Genomic DNA, 15,517 nt, shown 5'->3' with positions numbered 1-15,517 from the left:
CTTCCTATCTTTTATCAAAAATAAATAAATAAGGGGGCTGGTTCACTTGATTCATAAATTCATAACGCAGCACCTGTATATCTCTTTGAGGCAGCGCGGCAGCGTATTCTTCCAGTTTGTCTTTTTCCATTCTACCTTCAGGATGTCCCGGATAAACGACGACGAAAAGAAGGCCTCCGGATTTTATGATATCAAGCAGCTGCGATATGGCTTGTATCGTTGTTTCCGTCCGGGTGGTGATCGTTTTGTCCCCGCCGGGAAGGTAACCGAGGTTAAAGACTGCTGCTTTTAGTTTTTCGCGGTGTTCTGATGGGATTTGTGCCGCTGCGTTCTCATGGCCTTTGTTTATCAAAGTCGTCCGCTCATGCAGCTGATGTTGTTCGAGACGCTGTTTCGTCTGTTCCAGTGCTTCTGTCTGAATATCAAAACTGAACACATGTCCGCTGCTGCCGACACAGTGTGCGAGATGAAGCGTATCCCGGCCGGTTCCTGCGGTGGCGTCAATGGCTGTATCGCCGTTTTCGAGTACCCTTCCCATCCATTCTTTGGCAAATGCAAGCACATCGGGTATTGTCATCGCGAGAGGGCTGCCTCCGGCTGGTGATATTTTCCCTGCCAGCTGTTACGGCGCTCAAGCTCCGCATCGATGGCATTTAGAACTTCCCATTTGTTCAGGCTCCACATCGGACCGATCAGAAGGTCGGCAGGGCCGTCCCCGGTCAAGCGGTGAATGACCATCTCCGGCGGAAGCAGCTCAATCTGGTCAACGACAAGATTCACGTATTCTTCCATGTCCATAAATTCCAGCAGTCCCTGTTCGTATTGATGAACCATAGGGGTATGTTTCAATAGATGCAGCAAGTGGATTTTAATGCCTTGTACATCAAGCTTTGCCACTTCCGCCGCAGTTTCTTTCATCATCTCATAGGATTCCTGCGGCAGTCCGTCGATAATGTGGGAGCAGACACGGATGCCATGGGCGCGGAGTTTGTTCACTCCTTCTTTATAGCATTCAAAGTCGTGGGCCCGGTTAATCAGGTCGGCTGTACTTTCATGAACGGTCTGCAGGCCGAGTTCGACCCAGAGGTGGGTCCGTTCATTCAGTTCAGCGAGATACTCAACGACATCATCAGGCAGGCAGTCCGGTCTGGTCGCTATGGCGAGACCGACAACCCCGTCCTGTTCGAGAATAACTTCAAACATCTCACGCAGTTCCTCTACCGGTGCGTACGTATTGCTGAATGCCTGGAAGTAACCGATATATTTTCCGTTTTTCCATTTTTGGTGCATCCGGTCTTTAATCTCGTGAAACTGTTTCACCAGATCATCACGCCGGTCACCTGCGAAATCTCCGGAACCGCGGGCCGAACAGAAGGTGCAGCCTCCGGATGCAGCCTTTCCGTCCCGGTTCGGGCACGTGAACCCTCCATCGAGAGGAATTTTAAAAATCTTTTCACCGAAATGACTGCGCAGATGGTGGTTCCATGTATGATAACGTTTTTCTCCCCATTTCAGGGGGAGCTGATCCTGTTCATTCAGCGTCATGATTGAATCTCTCCTTCTACACGCTATACTTCTGTATTTTAGCACGATTCCTCTTCACATCCAAACAGACACTTATATGGTCCCGTTTGCCTTCTTCAAGACGGGCGTGTAATATGGTAAGATAGGTAATATGCTGTTAAACAACGTGGTTTTGACAATGTGTCCTGACCAATCTTGACAGACAGCATGGAAGTTCATAAAATACCAAGTATTGAACAGAATCTGCAAATATGCTTTATTCATACAGGAACAACGTTGACAAGGAATAGTAGCAGGGAACCGGGTGACAGAGAGACGGCGGAGGCTGGAAGCCGTACGAAGGAAACTGTGAACTCTCCTTTAAGTTGCAGAAGAGAATGAGCAGTACCTTCTGCCGTGCATCCGCGTTAGGGATATCGAAGAGCGGGCGTGCGGGATACGCATGCCAATCAGGGTGGCACCGCGGGAATGGAAGCTGAAAGAACAACCTCTCGTCCCTATAGGAAGCAGGTAGGGGCGGGAGGTTTTTAATGGATACATACGCGGGTTCAAGTAAAACACAAAGGAAATTAAAGGAGGTACATACACAATGGCTTTTCCCCACCAGGATATCGAAAAGAAATGGCAGCAGTATTGGGAAAACAATCATATTTTCAAAACACCGGATTATCCGGAAGCAGACAGCAAATTTTACGCGCTTGATATGTTCCCGTATCCATCAGGCGCAGGTCTGCACGTCGGACATCCGGAAGGATATACCGCAACTGATATTATTTCCCGAATGAAGCGGATGCAGGGGTACCAGGTGCTTCATCCGATGGGATGGGATGCGTTCGGTCTTCCGGCGGAGCAGTTTGCTCTGGATACCGGAAAGAATCCCGGGGATTTCACCCAGGCCAACATTGAAACTTTTAAACGCCAGATCAAGGCACTCGGGTTTTCCTATGACTGGGACCGTGAAATTAATACAACGGATCCTTCCTATTATAAATGGACGCAGTGGATTTTTATCCAGCTTTACAAAAAGGGACTGGCTTATGTCGATGAGGTGGCGGTGAATTGGTGCCCTGCACTTGGAACGGTACTCGCCAATGAAGAAGTGATTGACGGCCGCAGTGAACGCGGGGACCATCCGGTGGAACGCAGGCCGATGAAGCAGTGGATGCTCAAAATCACCGAATATGCCGACCGCCTTCTTGAAGATCTGGAAGATCTCGACTGGCCGGAGAGCGTTAAAGATATGCAGCGGAACTGGATCGGCCGCTCCGAGGGCGCGGAAGTATATTTTGACATCGACGGTCATGATGAGAAATTCACCGCTTTCACAACCCGGCCGGATACATTATTCGGTGCGACATACTGTGTGCTGGCACCGGAGCATGAGCTGATTGATGAAATTACAACCGATGAACAAAAAAATGCTGTTGATGCCTATAAGAAGGAAATCGGAACGAAAAGCGATCTCGAGCGGATGGAACTGCAAAAAGAGAAAACAGGGGTATTCACTGGTGCTTATGCTGTTAATCCGGTCAACGAGGAAAAGCTTCCGATTTATATTGCCGACTACGTTCTTGTCAGTTACGGAACCGGAGCAGTTATGGCTGTGCCGGGACATGACCAGCGTGACTATGAATTCGCCACAGCATTTGATCTTCCGATTGTAGAAGTTGTGGAAGGCGGGAATACAAAGGAAGAGGCCTATGAAGGCGACGGCCCTCATATCAACTCCCGGTTTCTAAACGGTCTTCATACAGAAGAAGCCATTTCAGCAATGACGGAACGTCTTGAACAGGAAGGCAAAGGGAAAAAAGAAGTGACGTACCGTCTCCGTGACTGGCTCTTCAGCCGTCAGCGTTACTGGGGAGAACCTATCCCGATGATTCACTGGGAAGACGGTTCTCTCACCCCGGTTCCTGAAGATGAACTTCCTCTGGAACTGCCGGAGCTGGAAGAATTCAAGCCGTCCGGTAACGGAGAATCTCCACTTGCCAATGCGGAGCAGTGGCTGGATGTTACGGATCCTGCTACCGGTATGAAAGGACGCCGCGAGACAAACACCATGCCTCAGTGGGCGGGAAGCTGCTGGTACTACCTTCGTTTTATCGATCCGGACAATGAGGAGAAACTGGCGGATGAAGAAAAACTGAAACAATGGCTTCCGGTTGACATTTATGTCGGCGGCGCCGAGCATGCCGTGCTGCACCTGCTGTATGCACGCTTTTGGCACAAAGTGCTGTACGATATCGGCGTGGTTCCGACGAAAGAGCCGTTTCAACGTCTGTATAACCAGGGGATGATCCTTGGGGAAAACAATGAGAAAATGAGTAAATCCAAAGGGAATGTTGTCAATCCGGATGACATTATAAAAACCCATGGAGCCGACACTCTGCGGCTTTATGAGATGTTTATGGGACCGCTTGAGGCTGCAGTGGCCTGGTCGGAAAACGGCCTGGACGGCGCCCGACGTTTCCTCGACCGGGTGTGGCGTATATTCACCGATGAAAAACAGGCCCTGTCGGAAGCTGTTACAGAAAGCGGGGGTACTGAAGATTTTGAACGTACGTATCATAAGACCGTATACAAGGTGACAGAAGAATTTTCCCACCTCCGCTTTAATACCGGTATCAGCCAGCTGATGGTGTTTATTAATGAGAGCTACAAACAGGAAAAGCTCCCGAGACCGTTTATGGAAGGCTTTATTAAGCTGCTGGCTCCGGTGGCTCCGCACCTGGCTGAAGAAATATGGGAACTTCTTGGTTATGAAGGAACTATTGCGTACGAGCCATGGCCGTCGTATGACGAGAACATGCTTGTGGAAGATGAAGTGGAAATTGTACTTCAGATTAATGGCAAAGTACGCTCCAAAGCGGTTGTACCGAAGGATGCTGATGAACAGCAGCTTGAAACAATTGCCAGAGCAGACGAAAAGATCAGCGAAGAAATTGAGGGGAAAACCATCCGCAAAGTCATTGCCATACCGGGAAGACTTGTCAATATAGTCGCAGCCGGCTAAAAGAGCAGCCGTTCCTCCACGGCGGAGGATCGGCTGCTCTTCTTTACATGGACCATTAACTTAAGTGAAAGCATCTGCTCCTGCGGTTTCTGCTGCCGCCCGGCCGGCGGTATAGCCGGTGGAAAAGGCGACGGTAATGTTAAATCCGCCTGTGTAAGCGTGAATATCAAGAATTTCGCCGCAGAAAAAAAGGCCGCTGGTGATTTTGGATTCCATCCGTTTCGGCTGAATTTCCTTAATGGAAATGCCTCCGCCGGTGACAAATGCATCTTCGATGGACAAAGTGCCGGTAACATCAAACCGGAAATCTGTTAAGGCCTGCGCAAGACGTCGCAGGGCGTCATTGGACACGTCCTGCAGCGGCTTGGACTCCGGTATGCTGCAGTGGTCCAGAAAGAAAGCCAGAAGACGCTCCTGGGCAACATGTTTTAATGCATTTTTAGCTGCTTTGGCGCCGTCCTGCTTTTTAGTCCCGGCAAGACTCTGGAACATCGTTTCGGTGTTAGTGTCCGGGTATAGAGAAAGTCCCATCGGAATAGTAGATGTTTCATGTTTTTTCAGTGCTTTGACAACGTACTGGCTGCACCGGAGAACAATAGGGCCGGAAATACCGAAATGCGTGAAAATCATGTCTCCGCGGTGAGTCTTTATTTTCTTCCCTTTCGGAGTGTAGACAGTCAGCGCGACATTGGACAAAGAGAGCCCCTGGAGCGTTTTTTCCTGAATAAAAGACGCCGCCGATGTGATGGGAACTTCGGTTGGGTACAGTTCCGTAATCGTGTGACCGGCTGCTTCGGCCCATGGATAGCCGTCGCCGGTACTGCCGGTATTGGGTACTGATTTTCCGCCGGTTGCAACAATGACGCTGCCGGCTTCGAGCGTTTCCCCGTTATCAAGCTTCATACCCGTTACACGGCCGTCTTCAAAGGTGAGAGAATCCACTTTCGTCTGAAGCCGGGTGTCGACCCCGAGTTCCCTTATTTTCTGAAGCAGGGTCTGCACGACGGTCATGGCTTTGTCATTGACCGGAAACATCCGGCCCATGTCTTCTTCTTTCAGTTCAATGCCGAGATTTTCGAAGAAGGCGATAATATCTTCATTATTAAAAATCGAAAAAGGGCTGTGCATAAAGCGGCCGTTTCCCGGAATGTGTTCAATCAATTCCTTTTGCTCCATCCGGTTTGTTACGTTACAGCGTCCGCCGCCGGAGATGGCAAGCTTGCGCCCCAGTTTTTTCCCTTTATCAACGATGAGGACACGGGCCCCGTGCTGTGCAGCAGCTACGGCCGCCATTAAACCAGCCGGTCCGCCTCCGATGATAACCGTGTGATACGTCATGTTTATTCCCGCCTTATTTAATCAGTTCTACTATAAATGATACGCTAAGGTTATACAGAAAGAAAGAGATTGTCAAAGCCTGAAGGAGGGTGTTGAATGTTTGAAAAAATGACTGTTTCTACATCTCAGCATGACGAGATGGTAGATGTGACAGAAGACATACAGCAGTGGGTGCGTAAACAAAACATGGAGAGCGGTATTCTTGTCGTTTACTGCCCGCACACAACCGCAGGCATTACGGTTAATGAAAACGCAGATCCGGACGTAAAGCATGACATGCTTATGAAGCTTGATGAGGTGTATCCGTGGAACCATCCGAAGTACCGGCACGGTGAAGGCAATTCCGCTTCCCATCTAAAGGCGTCCACCGTCGGCACCCAGCAGACACTGATTGTGGAAAAGGGAAAGATTGTGCTCGGCACATGGCAGGGCATTTATTTCTGCGAATTTGATGGTCCACGCAGACGTTCCATGTATGTGAAGGGTATCACCGATACGACGGAAGTATAACTATGCAGATTGTGGTAAAATGCCGAGTGATATATACCTTCAGCGCTGACAATTGGAGTGGAAACCATGCCCGATTCTAATAAATTTTTACGGGGCACGATGATCTTGTCGCTGGCCCAGTTTTCATCCAAGTTTCTTGGGATGATTTTTGTGTTTCCTTTTGTTGCCCTTGTCGGGCAGCAGGGGATGGCTCTTTATCAGTACGGCTATCAGCCCTATACGATTTTATTGAGCCTTGCCACGCTCGGTGTACCGATGGCGGTGTCCAAATTTGTTTCCAAGTACAACGCGCTCGGGGACTACCGGACAGGCCGGCGTTTGTTTCAGTCAGGGATTGTTATTATGAGCCTGACGGGACTTGCTGTGTTTCTCGGTTTGTTTTTTATGGCACCGGTTGTCGCCGGATGGATTATTCCGAGTCCGGATGCGGTGGGCGGAAATGACATGTCATCTGTCGTTTTCACGATACGAATGGTCAGTACGGCTCTTCTTTTAGTACCTGTCATGTCCATTATCCGCGGTTACTTTCAGGGTTTTCAGTCGATGGGGCCGACAGCAGTTTCCCAGGTGGTGGAGCAGGTGGTCCGCATCACCTTTATACTTGCCATGGCATTCGCCGTGCTCCATATATTCGGCGGAGAGCGGGGCACAGCTGTTGGTTTTGCGACATTCGGCGCGTTTGTGGGTGGTCTTGGTTCGCTGCTCGTCCTGATCATGTACTGGAAGAAGCGGCACCGTCATCTGGAGCGGGAAGCGGAGCAGAGTACGGCGGATTACAATATTTCGCTGCCTTCGATGTATAAGGAGCTGCTTGCCTACGCGCTTCCTTTGTCTTTTGTGGGCCTTGCGATTCCACTGTTTCAGATGATTGATCTTTTTACGTTCAATAACGCATTGACGGCTTCGAATGCTTTTACACAGGGCGAAGCGGAAGCGGCATATGGTGCCTTTTCAGGTTCAGCCCATAAGCTGATTCTTATACCGGTGGCACTGGCTACGGCGATGTCGGTCACGTTAATTCCCGCCATCACGAGTGCCTTTACAAACGGCAGCAAAGAGCTGCTGCAGCGTCAGATTACACAGACGTATCAGGTCATTCTTTTTCTCGCCGTGCCGGCTTCAGCCGGTCTGATGGTTTTATCCTATCCTACCTTTGCCGTGCTGTTTGGCATAGATGATATGGAACTTGGCGGTAATATCCTGAGGTATTACGCTCCGGCTGCCTTGTTTTTCTCGATTTTTTCCGTGACAGCAGCGGTTCTGCAGGGAATTAACCGGCAGCGTTACGTCGTGATTTCTCTGCTTATTGGACTTTGTATAAAAGCAGCCACCGCTTATCTGTTTTTGTATTACATGGGACCTGTCGGCGGCAGTTTCAGTACGCTTGCCGGTTACGGTGCTGCTGTTGGAATAAATATATGGGGGATCGGTCGTTTTACGTCATTTCATTATGGAAAAACCGCCAGACGGCTGCTGTTAATTACGGCACTGACGCTTGTGATGACAGCGGCTGTTGTGATTGTGAAAGAAGGGGCGCAGACGATGTTTCCGCTTGACTCCTGGTATCATGCATTTCTTGTTGAGTTTTTCAGCGTCACAGCAGGAGCCGGGCTGTACTTTATTCTGAGTGTGAAAACCGGTCTGGCCGGTGTTATTTTAGGAGACCGTTTTTCCTTTTTAAAACGGACGAAAGACTTCCCGTAATAAAAAACAGGGACCGGGTCCTCTTTTTCACGGAAGGACCCGGTGGTATAATGTAAAAACGCCCGTCTGCCGGGACAGAATACAATGATGCTGAAGGGACGTGCAATCACCCTGGAGGTAATATGAAAACGAGACGTTACAAAGACTATGACTGGTGGTTATTATCGGCAGCTATGCTGCTTGCTGTGTTTGGGGTTATCATGATTTTCAGTGCCAGCTTTCCGCTTGCTATTGATATGTATGACGACCCTGCCTACTTTTTCAAAAGACAATTAATCTGGCTGGTACTTGGCAGTGTGCTGCTGTTCTTTTTTATGCATCTTCGTTACGAGGCACTGAAAAAACTGTCTCCGTTCCTCATTGCGGGGACCATTCTGCTTCTAATACTCGTGCTTATCATAGGAACAACAATCCGCGGGGCCACAAGCTGGATTTCCATCGGGCCGTTTACGATGCAGCCGTCGGAATTTGTGAAGCTGGCTGTTATTATTTATCTTGCCCAGGTGTATTCCCAGAAACAGGCCTACATCAATAAGTTCATCACTGGAGTGCTGCCGCCGCTTGTGCTGGTTGTCTTCGTGTTTTCGCTGATTATGCTTCAGCCGGATCTTGGCACCGCCGCCGCCATTTTAATGACTGCCGGTATCATCGTCTTTCTTTCCGGTGCGAAAATGCGGCATTTAACGGTTCTTGCTCTTTTATCCGGTGCCGTTATTACGTACTTTGCATTGAGTGAGTCCTACCGTGTCCAGCGTTTGATAGCATTCCGCGATCCATTTGATTCGGCTGAACGTGCCGGGGGAAGTGCCTATCAGCTTATTCAATCGTACATATCCATCGCACATGGCGGGTTGACCGGTACAGGTCTTGGACAGAGTGTGCAGAAAATGCATTATCTGCCTGACCCTCATACGGACTTTATCTTGGCGGTGATCGCTGAAGAGCTTGGTATTTTCGGCATTGGTTTCGTTCTGATCTGTCTGCTGACGATTGCCTGGAGAGGAATAAAAGCCGGTATACGCTGCCGGAAAACCTTCGGAACGCTTCTGGCTTTTGGTATTGTATTTCAACTTGTCAGCCAGTCCGTCGTGAACGCGGGAGCAGCAACCGGCCTGCTGCCAATTACAGGCCTTCCGTTCCCGTTTTTAAGTTACGGAGGGTCCTCGATGCTTGTATCCATGGCCGGTATTGGTATTCTGGCTAATATTTCAAGAGAAGGAAAACGTGCAAAAAGGGCCCGGGAAGAACAGGATGCAGACGCATAAAAGGGAGAGAAAATGGATGAGAGCTGATAAGTTACTGGCAAGTACCGGCTTTGGGACAAGAAAAGATGTAAAAAAACTGTTGAAGCAGGGAGCTGTGACAGCGGATGGAGAAAAAGTAAAAAGCGGTGCGGTCCACCTGGATCCGGACACTCAGGACATTGAAGTGAAAGGGGAGCCGCTTCATTACCGCGAGTACATCTATCTATTGATGCACAAACCGGCCGGTGTTATCTGTGCAACCGAAGATGAACTGCATGAAACAGTACTCGACATACTGGAATGGGAAGATGTTGTCCGTCATCCTTTTCCGGTGGGAAGACTGGATAAAGACACCGAAGGAATGCTTCTGCTCACGAATGACGGGAAGTTCTCCCATGCGCTGACTTCTCCGAAAAAGGGAGTCCCTAAAACGTATGAAGCGCTTTTGGATGAAAAGGCAGTACAGGAAGATGTAGAAGCGTTCGAACGTGGTGTTACTCTGGTGGACGATGGGTACCAAACAAAACCGGCTGAGCTTGAACTGCTTCCCGAGGAGCCGGAGCGTGTCCGGATAACGATACGGGAAGGTAAATACCATCAGGTGAAACGTATGTTTGAAGCCGTAGGAAAAGAAGTCCGTTATTTGAAACGGATTCAAATCGGTTCACTTCCGCTGGATGAAAGCCTGGGTGCCGGTGAATACCGGGATATGGAGGAAGAGGAAGTGCAGCTTCTGCTTGAAGAAGCGTACCGCAAAGGAAAAACAGCCCCCCCGGACTAATCAAGTGCCCGGGGGGTTCTGTTATACGGTATATGCCGTTATAGAATCAAGAAACTTTTACTTTCTTTTTGGTGGCTGTCCATTTTCCTCTGGAAGGACTGTGGACTAAGTGATTGTATTCCAGCACGTTCAGGTCCCGCTGAATCGTCCGCTGGGTGATTCCGAATTCGTCAACCAGTTCGCTCGTCGTCACCGTCCCTTTCTCTTTAATATAAAGATAAATCGATTTTACCCGGGTGATCATGCGGTCGGTTGATGGCCTCAAAAAACCACTCCTTAGCTTTAATGAATAGGGAAATCTTACTCCCGGGGCGTTTCATCATGCTGTTAGTTATCCGCATTGACAGGGAAACGATGCAACGGTCATGGTGTGACGAACTAGTGTGATATCAGCCAAAGCATAAATGGTACGTATATATTTCCAACCTATCAATGGCCCCTTATGTTGTAGTTGCATTATACAATATTTCCTGAGCATGCGCAAAGCATAGAAAAGGAAGTTTCGCAACACTTAATAAAAAATATAGAAAAGTCATTTTTTTAATTAAATGTTTACAAAAAAGAAGCACCCGGTCTCATACCGTGATGCTTCCCCTCTGCTAATTTTTGCTGTACTGGAAGAGGTCGGTCGAGAGGTAACGTTCTCCTGTATCGCAGGCGATGACGACCACTACTTCACCGGGCTTCATTTGGCGCGCTGTCTCCATGCCGGCATAGCAGGCCGCCCCTGTGGAAGGGCCGACAAGAATTCCTTCATCCCGGGCGAGGCCGCGAGCTGCATCGTAGGCATCTTCGTCGGAGATTTTATAGATGTAATCGTAAATATCCTGGTTCAATACCGGTGGTATAAATCCTGGGCTTGTCCCGACCAATTTATGCGGCCCCGGGCTTCCTCCGGATAAAACGGGAGATCCTTTCGGCTCGACGACGTGGATGGCTGCATCCGGGTAATGCGACTTCAGCGTTTCACCGGTGCCGGTGACCGTTCCACCTGTACCGGAGGCTGCAACAAATGCTCCGAGCGGTTTGCCGAGTTCCTCCATCGCTTCTTTAATTTCTTCTCCTGTTCCTTTGCGGTGTGCATCAGGATTGTCTTCATTCTCAAACTGCATCGGCATAAAGCCTGAAGGTATTTCTGCGGCCAGTTCATGGGCTCTTTCAATCGCTCCGGGCATTTTTTTATTTCCCGGAGTGAGTTCCACTTCCGCGCCGTAGGCTTTCAGCAGATTGATCCGCTCCTGGGACATCGTGTCCGGCATCACGAGAATAGAGCGGTATCCTTTTGCGGATGCATTCATGGCAAGGCCGATTCCGGTATTTCCTGATGTCGGTTCGATAATGACAGAATCCGGACGCAGCAGACCTTTTTTTTCCGCCTGCGCAATCATATGGTTGGAAGCGCGGTCTTTTACGCTGCCGCTGGGATTCTGGAACTCGAGTTTTAAATATACATCGGCTCCATCAGCCGCGGGGAGCCGGTTCAGCTTAACAAGGGGAGTGTTCCCGACTAAATCTGACATATTGGATACAACTTGCATAATGGACACTTCCTTTGAATCATATCGAATGCATCATTTATCTTAACATACTCCCGGCCTTTCCTTCTATTTGCACAAACGAAGCCGTTTGTTTCTGTGTTTAGCAAAGATGGGGATCATCCGATATAATAGGGAGAAGAAAGGAACGTCACCGAGGGAGGATTGTCATGGAACCGCATTATTTCACCGCGCTTGCCCTGCCCGTAGAGGTAAAAGAAAAACTAGCTGTGTGGACCCGGAAAGCAGCGCCGAGCCTCTCGTTTAAAAACTGGGTACATCCTGACGACTACCATATAACCCTGTTTTTTCTCGGTGCAGCCGATACATACACTGTTCAACAGACAATGGAACTACTGCAGCAAAGCTGTGCCGCACATTCTGCATTTACGATGCAGGCAGGCGGAATAGGATATTTCGGTCCCCGGCAGGCACCGAAGGTTTTATGGGCGCGCACGGCATGTCCGCAGGAATTGCAGCATTTCCAGCAGCGTGTCGCCGCAAGCTGTGTCTCTGCGGGCTTTACGGAAGAGAAACGACAATACCGCCCCCATATTACGTTAGCCCGGAAGTGGACCGAAACGTCTTCATTTTCCGAACGCTTCGACTGTCTGCCTGCGCTTGAAACGATCGAATGGACGGTAAAAGAAGCTGTCCTTTTCCGGACGCACCCTCACCGCATACCCAAATATGAGAGGATGGGAACCTTTCCGCTCGCTGAAAGCTGAAATGAAAACAGAGAACCAGGATTGTAGGGGATAAAAGGTGCAGACTATTCGAATTGTCTTTCATATTGCGATATTGTTTGTTTTTTATTATACAGGAGTATGGATTCAGGAAGCGCTCCAACTTATGATACCCGGAAGTATTATCGGTATGCTTTTGCTGCTTGCCTGCTTCTCCCTCAACATCGTCAAACCGGCATGGCTTGAACAGGGTACATCCCTTCTCCTGTCTCATATGCCGCTGCTTTTTCTGCCGGTGACAGCAGGTGTTATTGCTCATACATCTTTATTTGCCGGCGAGGGGTTGTGGCTTGTGGTGATCGCGTATGTAAGCACACTGCTGGTGCTTGTTACGTCCGGCTGGACGGTGCAGCTGCTGTTAAAAAGGGGGTCCCACGATGAATGAATGGCTTCCGGCACTTGCGGCTTTGGCAGGAACAGTGGCGGTTTATCAAGGAACCCGGCGGTTTTACCGGCGTTTTCCGTATCCGATTACGCTGCCGATTGTCACCGGAACGATCACCATTGTCTTGTTTCTGCTTGTTATGGATATTTCCTATTCGACTTACATGTCAGGCGGACAATGGATTGAAAAACTGCTGGGTCCTGCAGTGGTGGCTCTTGCCCTGCCTCTGTACAAACAGCGCGAAACGGTGAAAAAATATGCATTTCCACTCACTGCCGGTGTCACAGCAGGTGCGGTGGCGGGGGTGCTGTCGGGGTATGTTCCTGCAAGGTGGCTGGGTCTGGATGACGAATTGATTGCGACCGTTCTTCCGAAATCGGTTACGACACCGGTCGCCATGGATATCGCACAGACGACAGGAGGTATTCCGGCTGTTGCGGCTGTTTTTGTCATGGTTGCAGGTATAGGCGGTGTCGTGAGTGCGTCCTATGTGTTTGCTTTTACCGGCATATCACAGTCTCTTGCCAAAGGGATTTCTTTCGGAGCAGCTTCCCATGCCATAGGAACGGCAAAAGCACTTGAAAATAGTGAACTGGAAGGGACAGCAGGATCTGTGGCGATGACACTCAGCGCTCTGCTTCTCTCCTTTATCACCCCATTACTGACAGCGATTTTCTTTTGATAAGGAGGGGTTATCATGGCTCATTTAATAAAACTGGAAGATTATACATCAAGGTACATGAATGATATGCAGCGCTACCTGAGTCGTTTTTCCCGCTTGAAAAAAGAGCGGTGGGAGAGTATGAAACGCGATTGGAGAAAGGTGAATAATGAAAATGCGCAGGAGCCTCTTCAGGAAGAAACGCTGGAGGACTGGCTTGAAGAAGCGGGGGAAGGTTTTTTTCAGGGAGCTGTCAACCGATTGAAACAGTTTCAGGAAAGGCGCGGAAAAAAAGAAGAACCGGCGCAGGAGGCGGATGACCGCTCTGTTTTTTACGAAGGAAAATCGCTTGAGCAATTGAAGGATATGTTCTTTGAAGAGTTATTCATGGCTCAGCTGAGGTGGGCGAGTGCATCCATTCTGGAAGAATCGCGTATGAATCCTGTTTATAAATATGATCAGAACTTGAGGTTTCTGCTTCGATTCCTGCCTGATAACTATCTTATTTTATATTATCCGGTATTCTCTGTCGGGAGTGCTCCGCTGGACATGGATATCATTCTGATCAGTCCGACAGAAATTATCTGCCTGTCCTGCCTATCCGGAGATAAAAACAGTGTGTTTGAGACGTCCTCGGGTCGTTACTGGAACGAGTATGTTCATAAGAGCAGACACCGTATCGTTAACCCGGTGATTTCGCTTAATCGAATGAGCCGTGTCATTCAATCTATATTTCAGGAGCAGTCGCTTGAAATGGAGCTGCAGCGGGCAGTATGGTCCCCGTCCTCTGTCATTGACCACCGGGCCCCGGGAATGAAAGTGGAAATGGTGGATAAACGAAATCACGATGCCTGGTTTGAGAAAAGAAAAAGAACCCCCTCGCCGATTAAGAAAAATCAGCTGTATGCGGCGGAAACTTTACTGCAGCATACGTTGACGACATCTTTTCGGCGGAGGGAACTGATGGAAGATATGGAAGAGGAAGACTGACTAGTTGAAAATAATCGTTTTGTTTTCGTAAACGAGGATTTTGTCCTGGATATGCCAGTCGACGGCCCGGGCAAGTGCAATTTTCTCCACGTTACGTCCGGCGACTTTCAGGTCTTTTGCTCCGTAGCGGTGATTGACCCGGAGAACTTCCTGGTCGATAATTGGCCCTTCATCGAGATCATCCGTTATATAGTGGGCAGTCGCACCGATCAGCTTTACGCCGCGGTCAAAGGCTTTTTGATAAGGGTTGGCGCCGATAAAAGCCGGCAGAAAAGAGTGGTGGATGTTGATGACCTTATGCTGAAACGACTTCACAAACGAAGGAGAAAGAATCTGCATGTAGCGCGCCAGCACGATGAAATCAATATCATATGAATCTATCACTTCTTTTTGTTGTTGTTCCGCCTGAAGTTTTGTTTCTTTGGTGACCGGAATATGCCGGAAAGCAATGCCGTAACTTTCGACAATATCACGAAGGTGATCATGGTTGCTGATGACGACCGGAATGTCCACTTCCAGCTCACCGGAACGCCAGCGCCATAAGAGCTCCAGCAGACAATGGTCCTCTTTGGATACAAACACAGCCATTTTCTTCCGCTTGCGTTCCTGTTCGAGCCGCCAGCTCATTTGAAACGAGTCGGCAATAGATGCAAATCCCTGTAGAATACGAGGGAAACGTTCCTCGAAAGAAGGCAGGTTAAATTCAATACGCATGAAAAATGTTCCGCCTTCCGGATCCGTGCTGTATTGGTCGGACTGTACAATATTAGCCTGCTGCTCCTGCAGATACTGCGACACAGCAGCTACAATACCGGGCTGGTCCGGGCAGGATATTAACAGACGCGCCCGATTCGATAGATGGGTTTCGTACATGACAATAATCCTCCAAATATAAATCATTCATACGTTTTAACTATATCACTCCTGCCGGGTAAAAAAAAAGAAGAAGATCGACCACTCCATCCGAAGCGCCACCAGCCGCCTCTGTCCGGCAAGAGAACGAACAAAGGTTGTCGTTGACGATGTATCAAAAACTTTGATACTATTAAAAACGATTCGCTCTTTTACGACATTGAAATAAATGAA

15 protein-coding genes and 1 other annotated feature are annotated in these 15,517 nt (G+C 49.0%); of the genes, 9 read left to right on the top strand and 6 right to left on the bottom strand.

Features of this window, described 5'->3' with window-relative positions; translation table 11 throughout:
* Positions 1-4: 4 nt before the first annotated feature.
* Both BM058_RS11450 and BM058_RS11445 read right to left on the bottom strand, forming a co-directional pair.
* Complete coding sequence (locus BM058_RS11450; protein ID WP_090927182.1) at positions 5-577, bottom strand: class I SAM-dependent methyltransferase; 573 nt, start codon at positions 575-577, stop codon at positions 5-7.
* Positions 574-1,545 carry a TIGR01212 family radical SAM protein gene (locus BM058_RS11445; RefSeq protein ID WP_090927181.1) on the bottom strand — a complete coding sequence of 324 codons (972 nt, stop codon included), beginning with the start codon at positions 1,543-1,545 and terminating at the stop codon, positions 574-576. Before BM058_RS11445 ends, BM058_RS11450 begins: the two co-directional genes overlap by 4 nt.
* A 246-nt stretch (positions 1,546-1,791) precedes the next feature.
* Positions 1,792-2,026: a binding site (T-box leader), on the top strand.
* 87 nt (positions 2,027-2,113) lie between these two features.
* On the opposite strand from BM058_RS11445, the gene leuS reads away from it, so the two are divergent.
* Entirely contained in the window at positions 2,114-4,537 is a 2,424-nt protein-coding gene (gene leuS / locus BM058_RS11440) for a leucine--tRNA ligase (protein WP_090927180.1), read from the top strand.
* Positions 4,538-4,597: 60 nt separating this feature from the next.
* Here leuS and BM058_RS11435 read toward each other — a convergent pair whose 3' ends face one another.
* Positions 4,598-5,875 (bottom strand): BaiN/RdsA family NAD(P)/FAD-dependent oxidoreductase, encoded by a 1,278-nt coding sequence (locus BM058_RS11435; RefSeq protein WP_090927179.1) that lies wholly within the window; start codon positions 5,873-5,875, stop codon positions 4,598-4,600.
* Positions 5,876-5,971: 96 nt separating this feature from the next.
* On the opposite strand from BM058_RS11435, the gene BM058_RS11430 reads away from it, so the two are divergent.
* From BM058_RS11430 to BM058_RS11415, 4 genes are all read left to right on the top strand, one after another.
* Positions 5,972-6,385 carry a secondary thiamine-phosphate synthase enzyme YjbQ gene (locus BM058_RS11430; protein ID WP_090927178.1) on the top strand — a complete coding sequence of 138 codons (414 nt, stop codon included), beginning with the start codon at positions 5,972-5,974 and terminating at the stop codon, positions 6,383-6,385.
* Positions 6,386-6,451: 66 nt separating this feature from the next.
* On the top strand, positions 6,452-8,089 hold the full coding sequence (locus BM058_RS11425) for a putative polysaccharide biosynthesis protein (RefSeq protein ID WP_090927177.1): 1,638 nt from the start codon (positions 6,452-6,454) through the stop codon (positions 8,087-8,089).
* A 122-nt stretch (positions 8,090-8,211) separates the two neighbouring features.
* Complete coding sequence (gene ftsW / locus BM058_RS11420) at positions 8,212-9,354, top strand: putative lipid II flippase FtsW (protein ID WP_090927176.1); 1,143 nt, start codon at positions 8,212-8,214, stop codon at positions 9,352-9,354.
* A gap of 16 nt (positions 9,355-9,370) precedes the next feature.
* Entirely contained in the window at positions 9,371-10,114 is a 744-nt protein-coding gene (locus BM058_RS11415; protein WP_090927218.1) for a pseudouridine synthase, read from the top strand.
* A 46-nt stretch (positions 10,115-10,160) separates the two neighbouring features.
* Here the strand turns inward: BM058_RS11415 and BM058_RS11410 are convergent, their stop codons facing one another.
* Positions 10,161-10,379: a DeoR family transcriptional regulator gene (locus BM058_RS11410; protein ID WP_090927175.1), complete on the bottom strand. Its 219-nt coding sequence runs from the start codon at positions 10,377-10,379 to the stop codon at positions 10,161-10,163.
* A gap of 334 nt (positions 10,380-10,713) precedes the next feature.
* Positions 10,714-11,652, bottom strand: coding sequence for a cysteine synthase A (cysK, locus tag BM058_RS11405; protein ID WP_090927174.1), 939 nt, complete (start codon positions 11,650-11,652; stop codon positions 10,714-10,716).
* A gap of 167 nt (positions 11,653-11,819) precedes the next feature.
* Between cysK and thpR the strand changes: the two genes are divergently transcribed.
* Genes thpR through BM058_RS11385 form a run of 4 tightly spaced genes read left to right on the top strand, consistent with a single transcriptional unit; the run spans position 11,820 to position 14,431 of the window.
* Positions 11,820-12,377 carry an RNA 2',3'-cyclic phosphodiesterase gene (gene thpR / locus BM058_RS11400; RefSeq protein WP_090927173.1) on the top strand — a complete coding sequence of 186 codons (558 nt, stop codon included), beginning with the start codon at positions 11,820-11,822 and terminating at the stop codon, positions 12,375-12,377.
* 37 nt (positions 12,378-12,414) lie between these two features.
* Positions 12,415-12,780: a CidA/LrgA family protein gene (locus BM058_RS11395; RefSeq protein WP_090927172.1), complete on the top strand. Its 366-nt coding sequence runs from the start codon at positions 12,415-12,417 to the stop codon at positions 12,778-12,780.
* A complete protein-coding gene (locus BM058_RS11390) occupies positions 12,773-13,462 on the top strand; it encodes an LrgB family protein (protein ID WP_090927171.1) in 690 nt (229 codons plus the stop codon). Before BM058_RS11395 ends, BM058_RS11390 begins: the two co-directional genes overlap by 8 nt.
* A 15-nt stretch (positions 13,463-13,477) precedes the next feature.
* On the top strand, positions 13,478-14,431 hold the full coding sequence (locus BM058_RS11385) for a nuclease-related domain-containing protein (protein ID WP_090927170.1): 954 nt from the start codon (positions 13,478-13,480) through the stop codon (positions 14,429-14,431).
* Here the strand turns inward: BM058_RS11385 and purU are convergent, their stop codons facing one another.
* The gene (gene purU / locus BM058_RS11380) at positions 14,432-15,304 is read right to left on the bottom strand and encodes a formyltetrahydrofolate deformylase (protein ID WP_245736958.1); all 873 of its coding nucleotides are present in this window, start codon (positions 15,302-15,304) and stop codon (positions 14,432-14,434) included.
* Between the last annotated feature and the right edge of the window lie 213 nt (positions 15,305-15,517).

The organism is Salibacterium qingdaonense (genome assembly GCF_900114715.1).
Lineage (GTDB): Bacteria > Bacillota > Bacilli > Bacillales > Marinococcaceae > Salibacterium > Salibacterium qingdaonense.
Note: the sequence above shows the minus strand (reverse complement) of the source record. Positions and strands in the feature narration are given on the sequence as shown.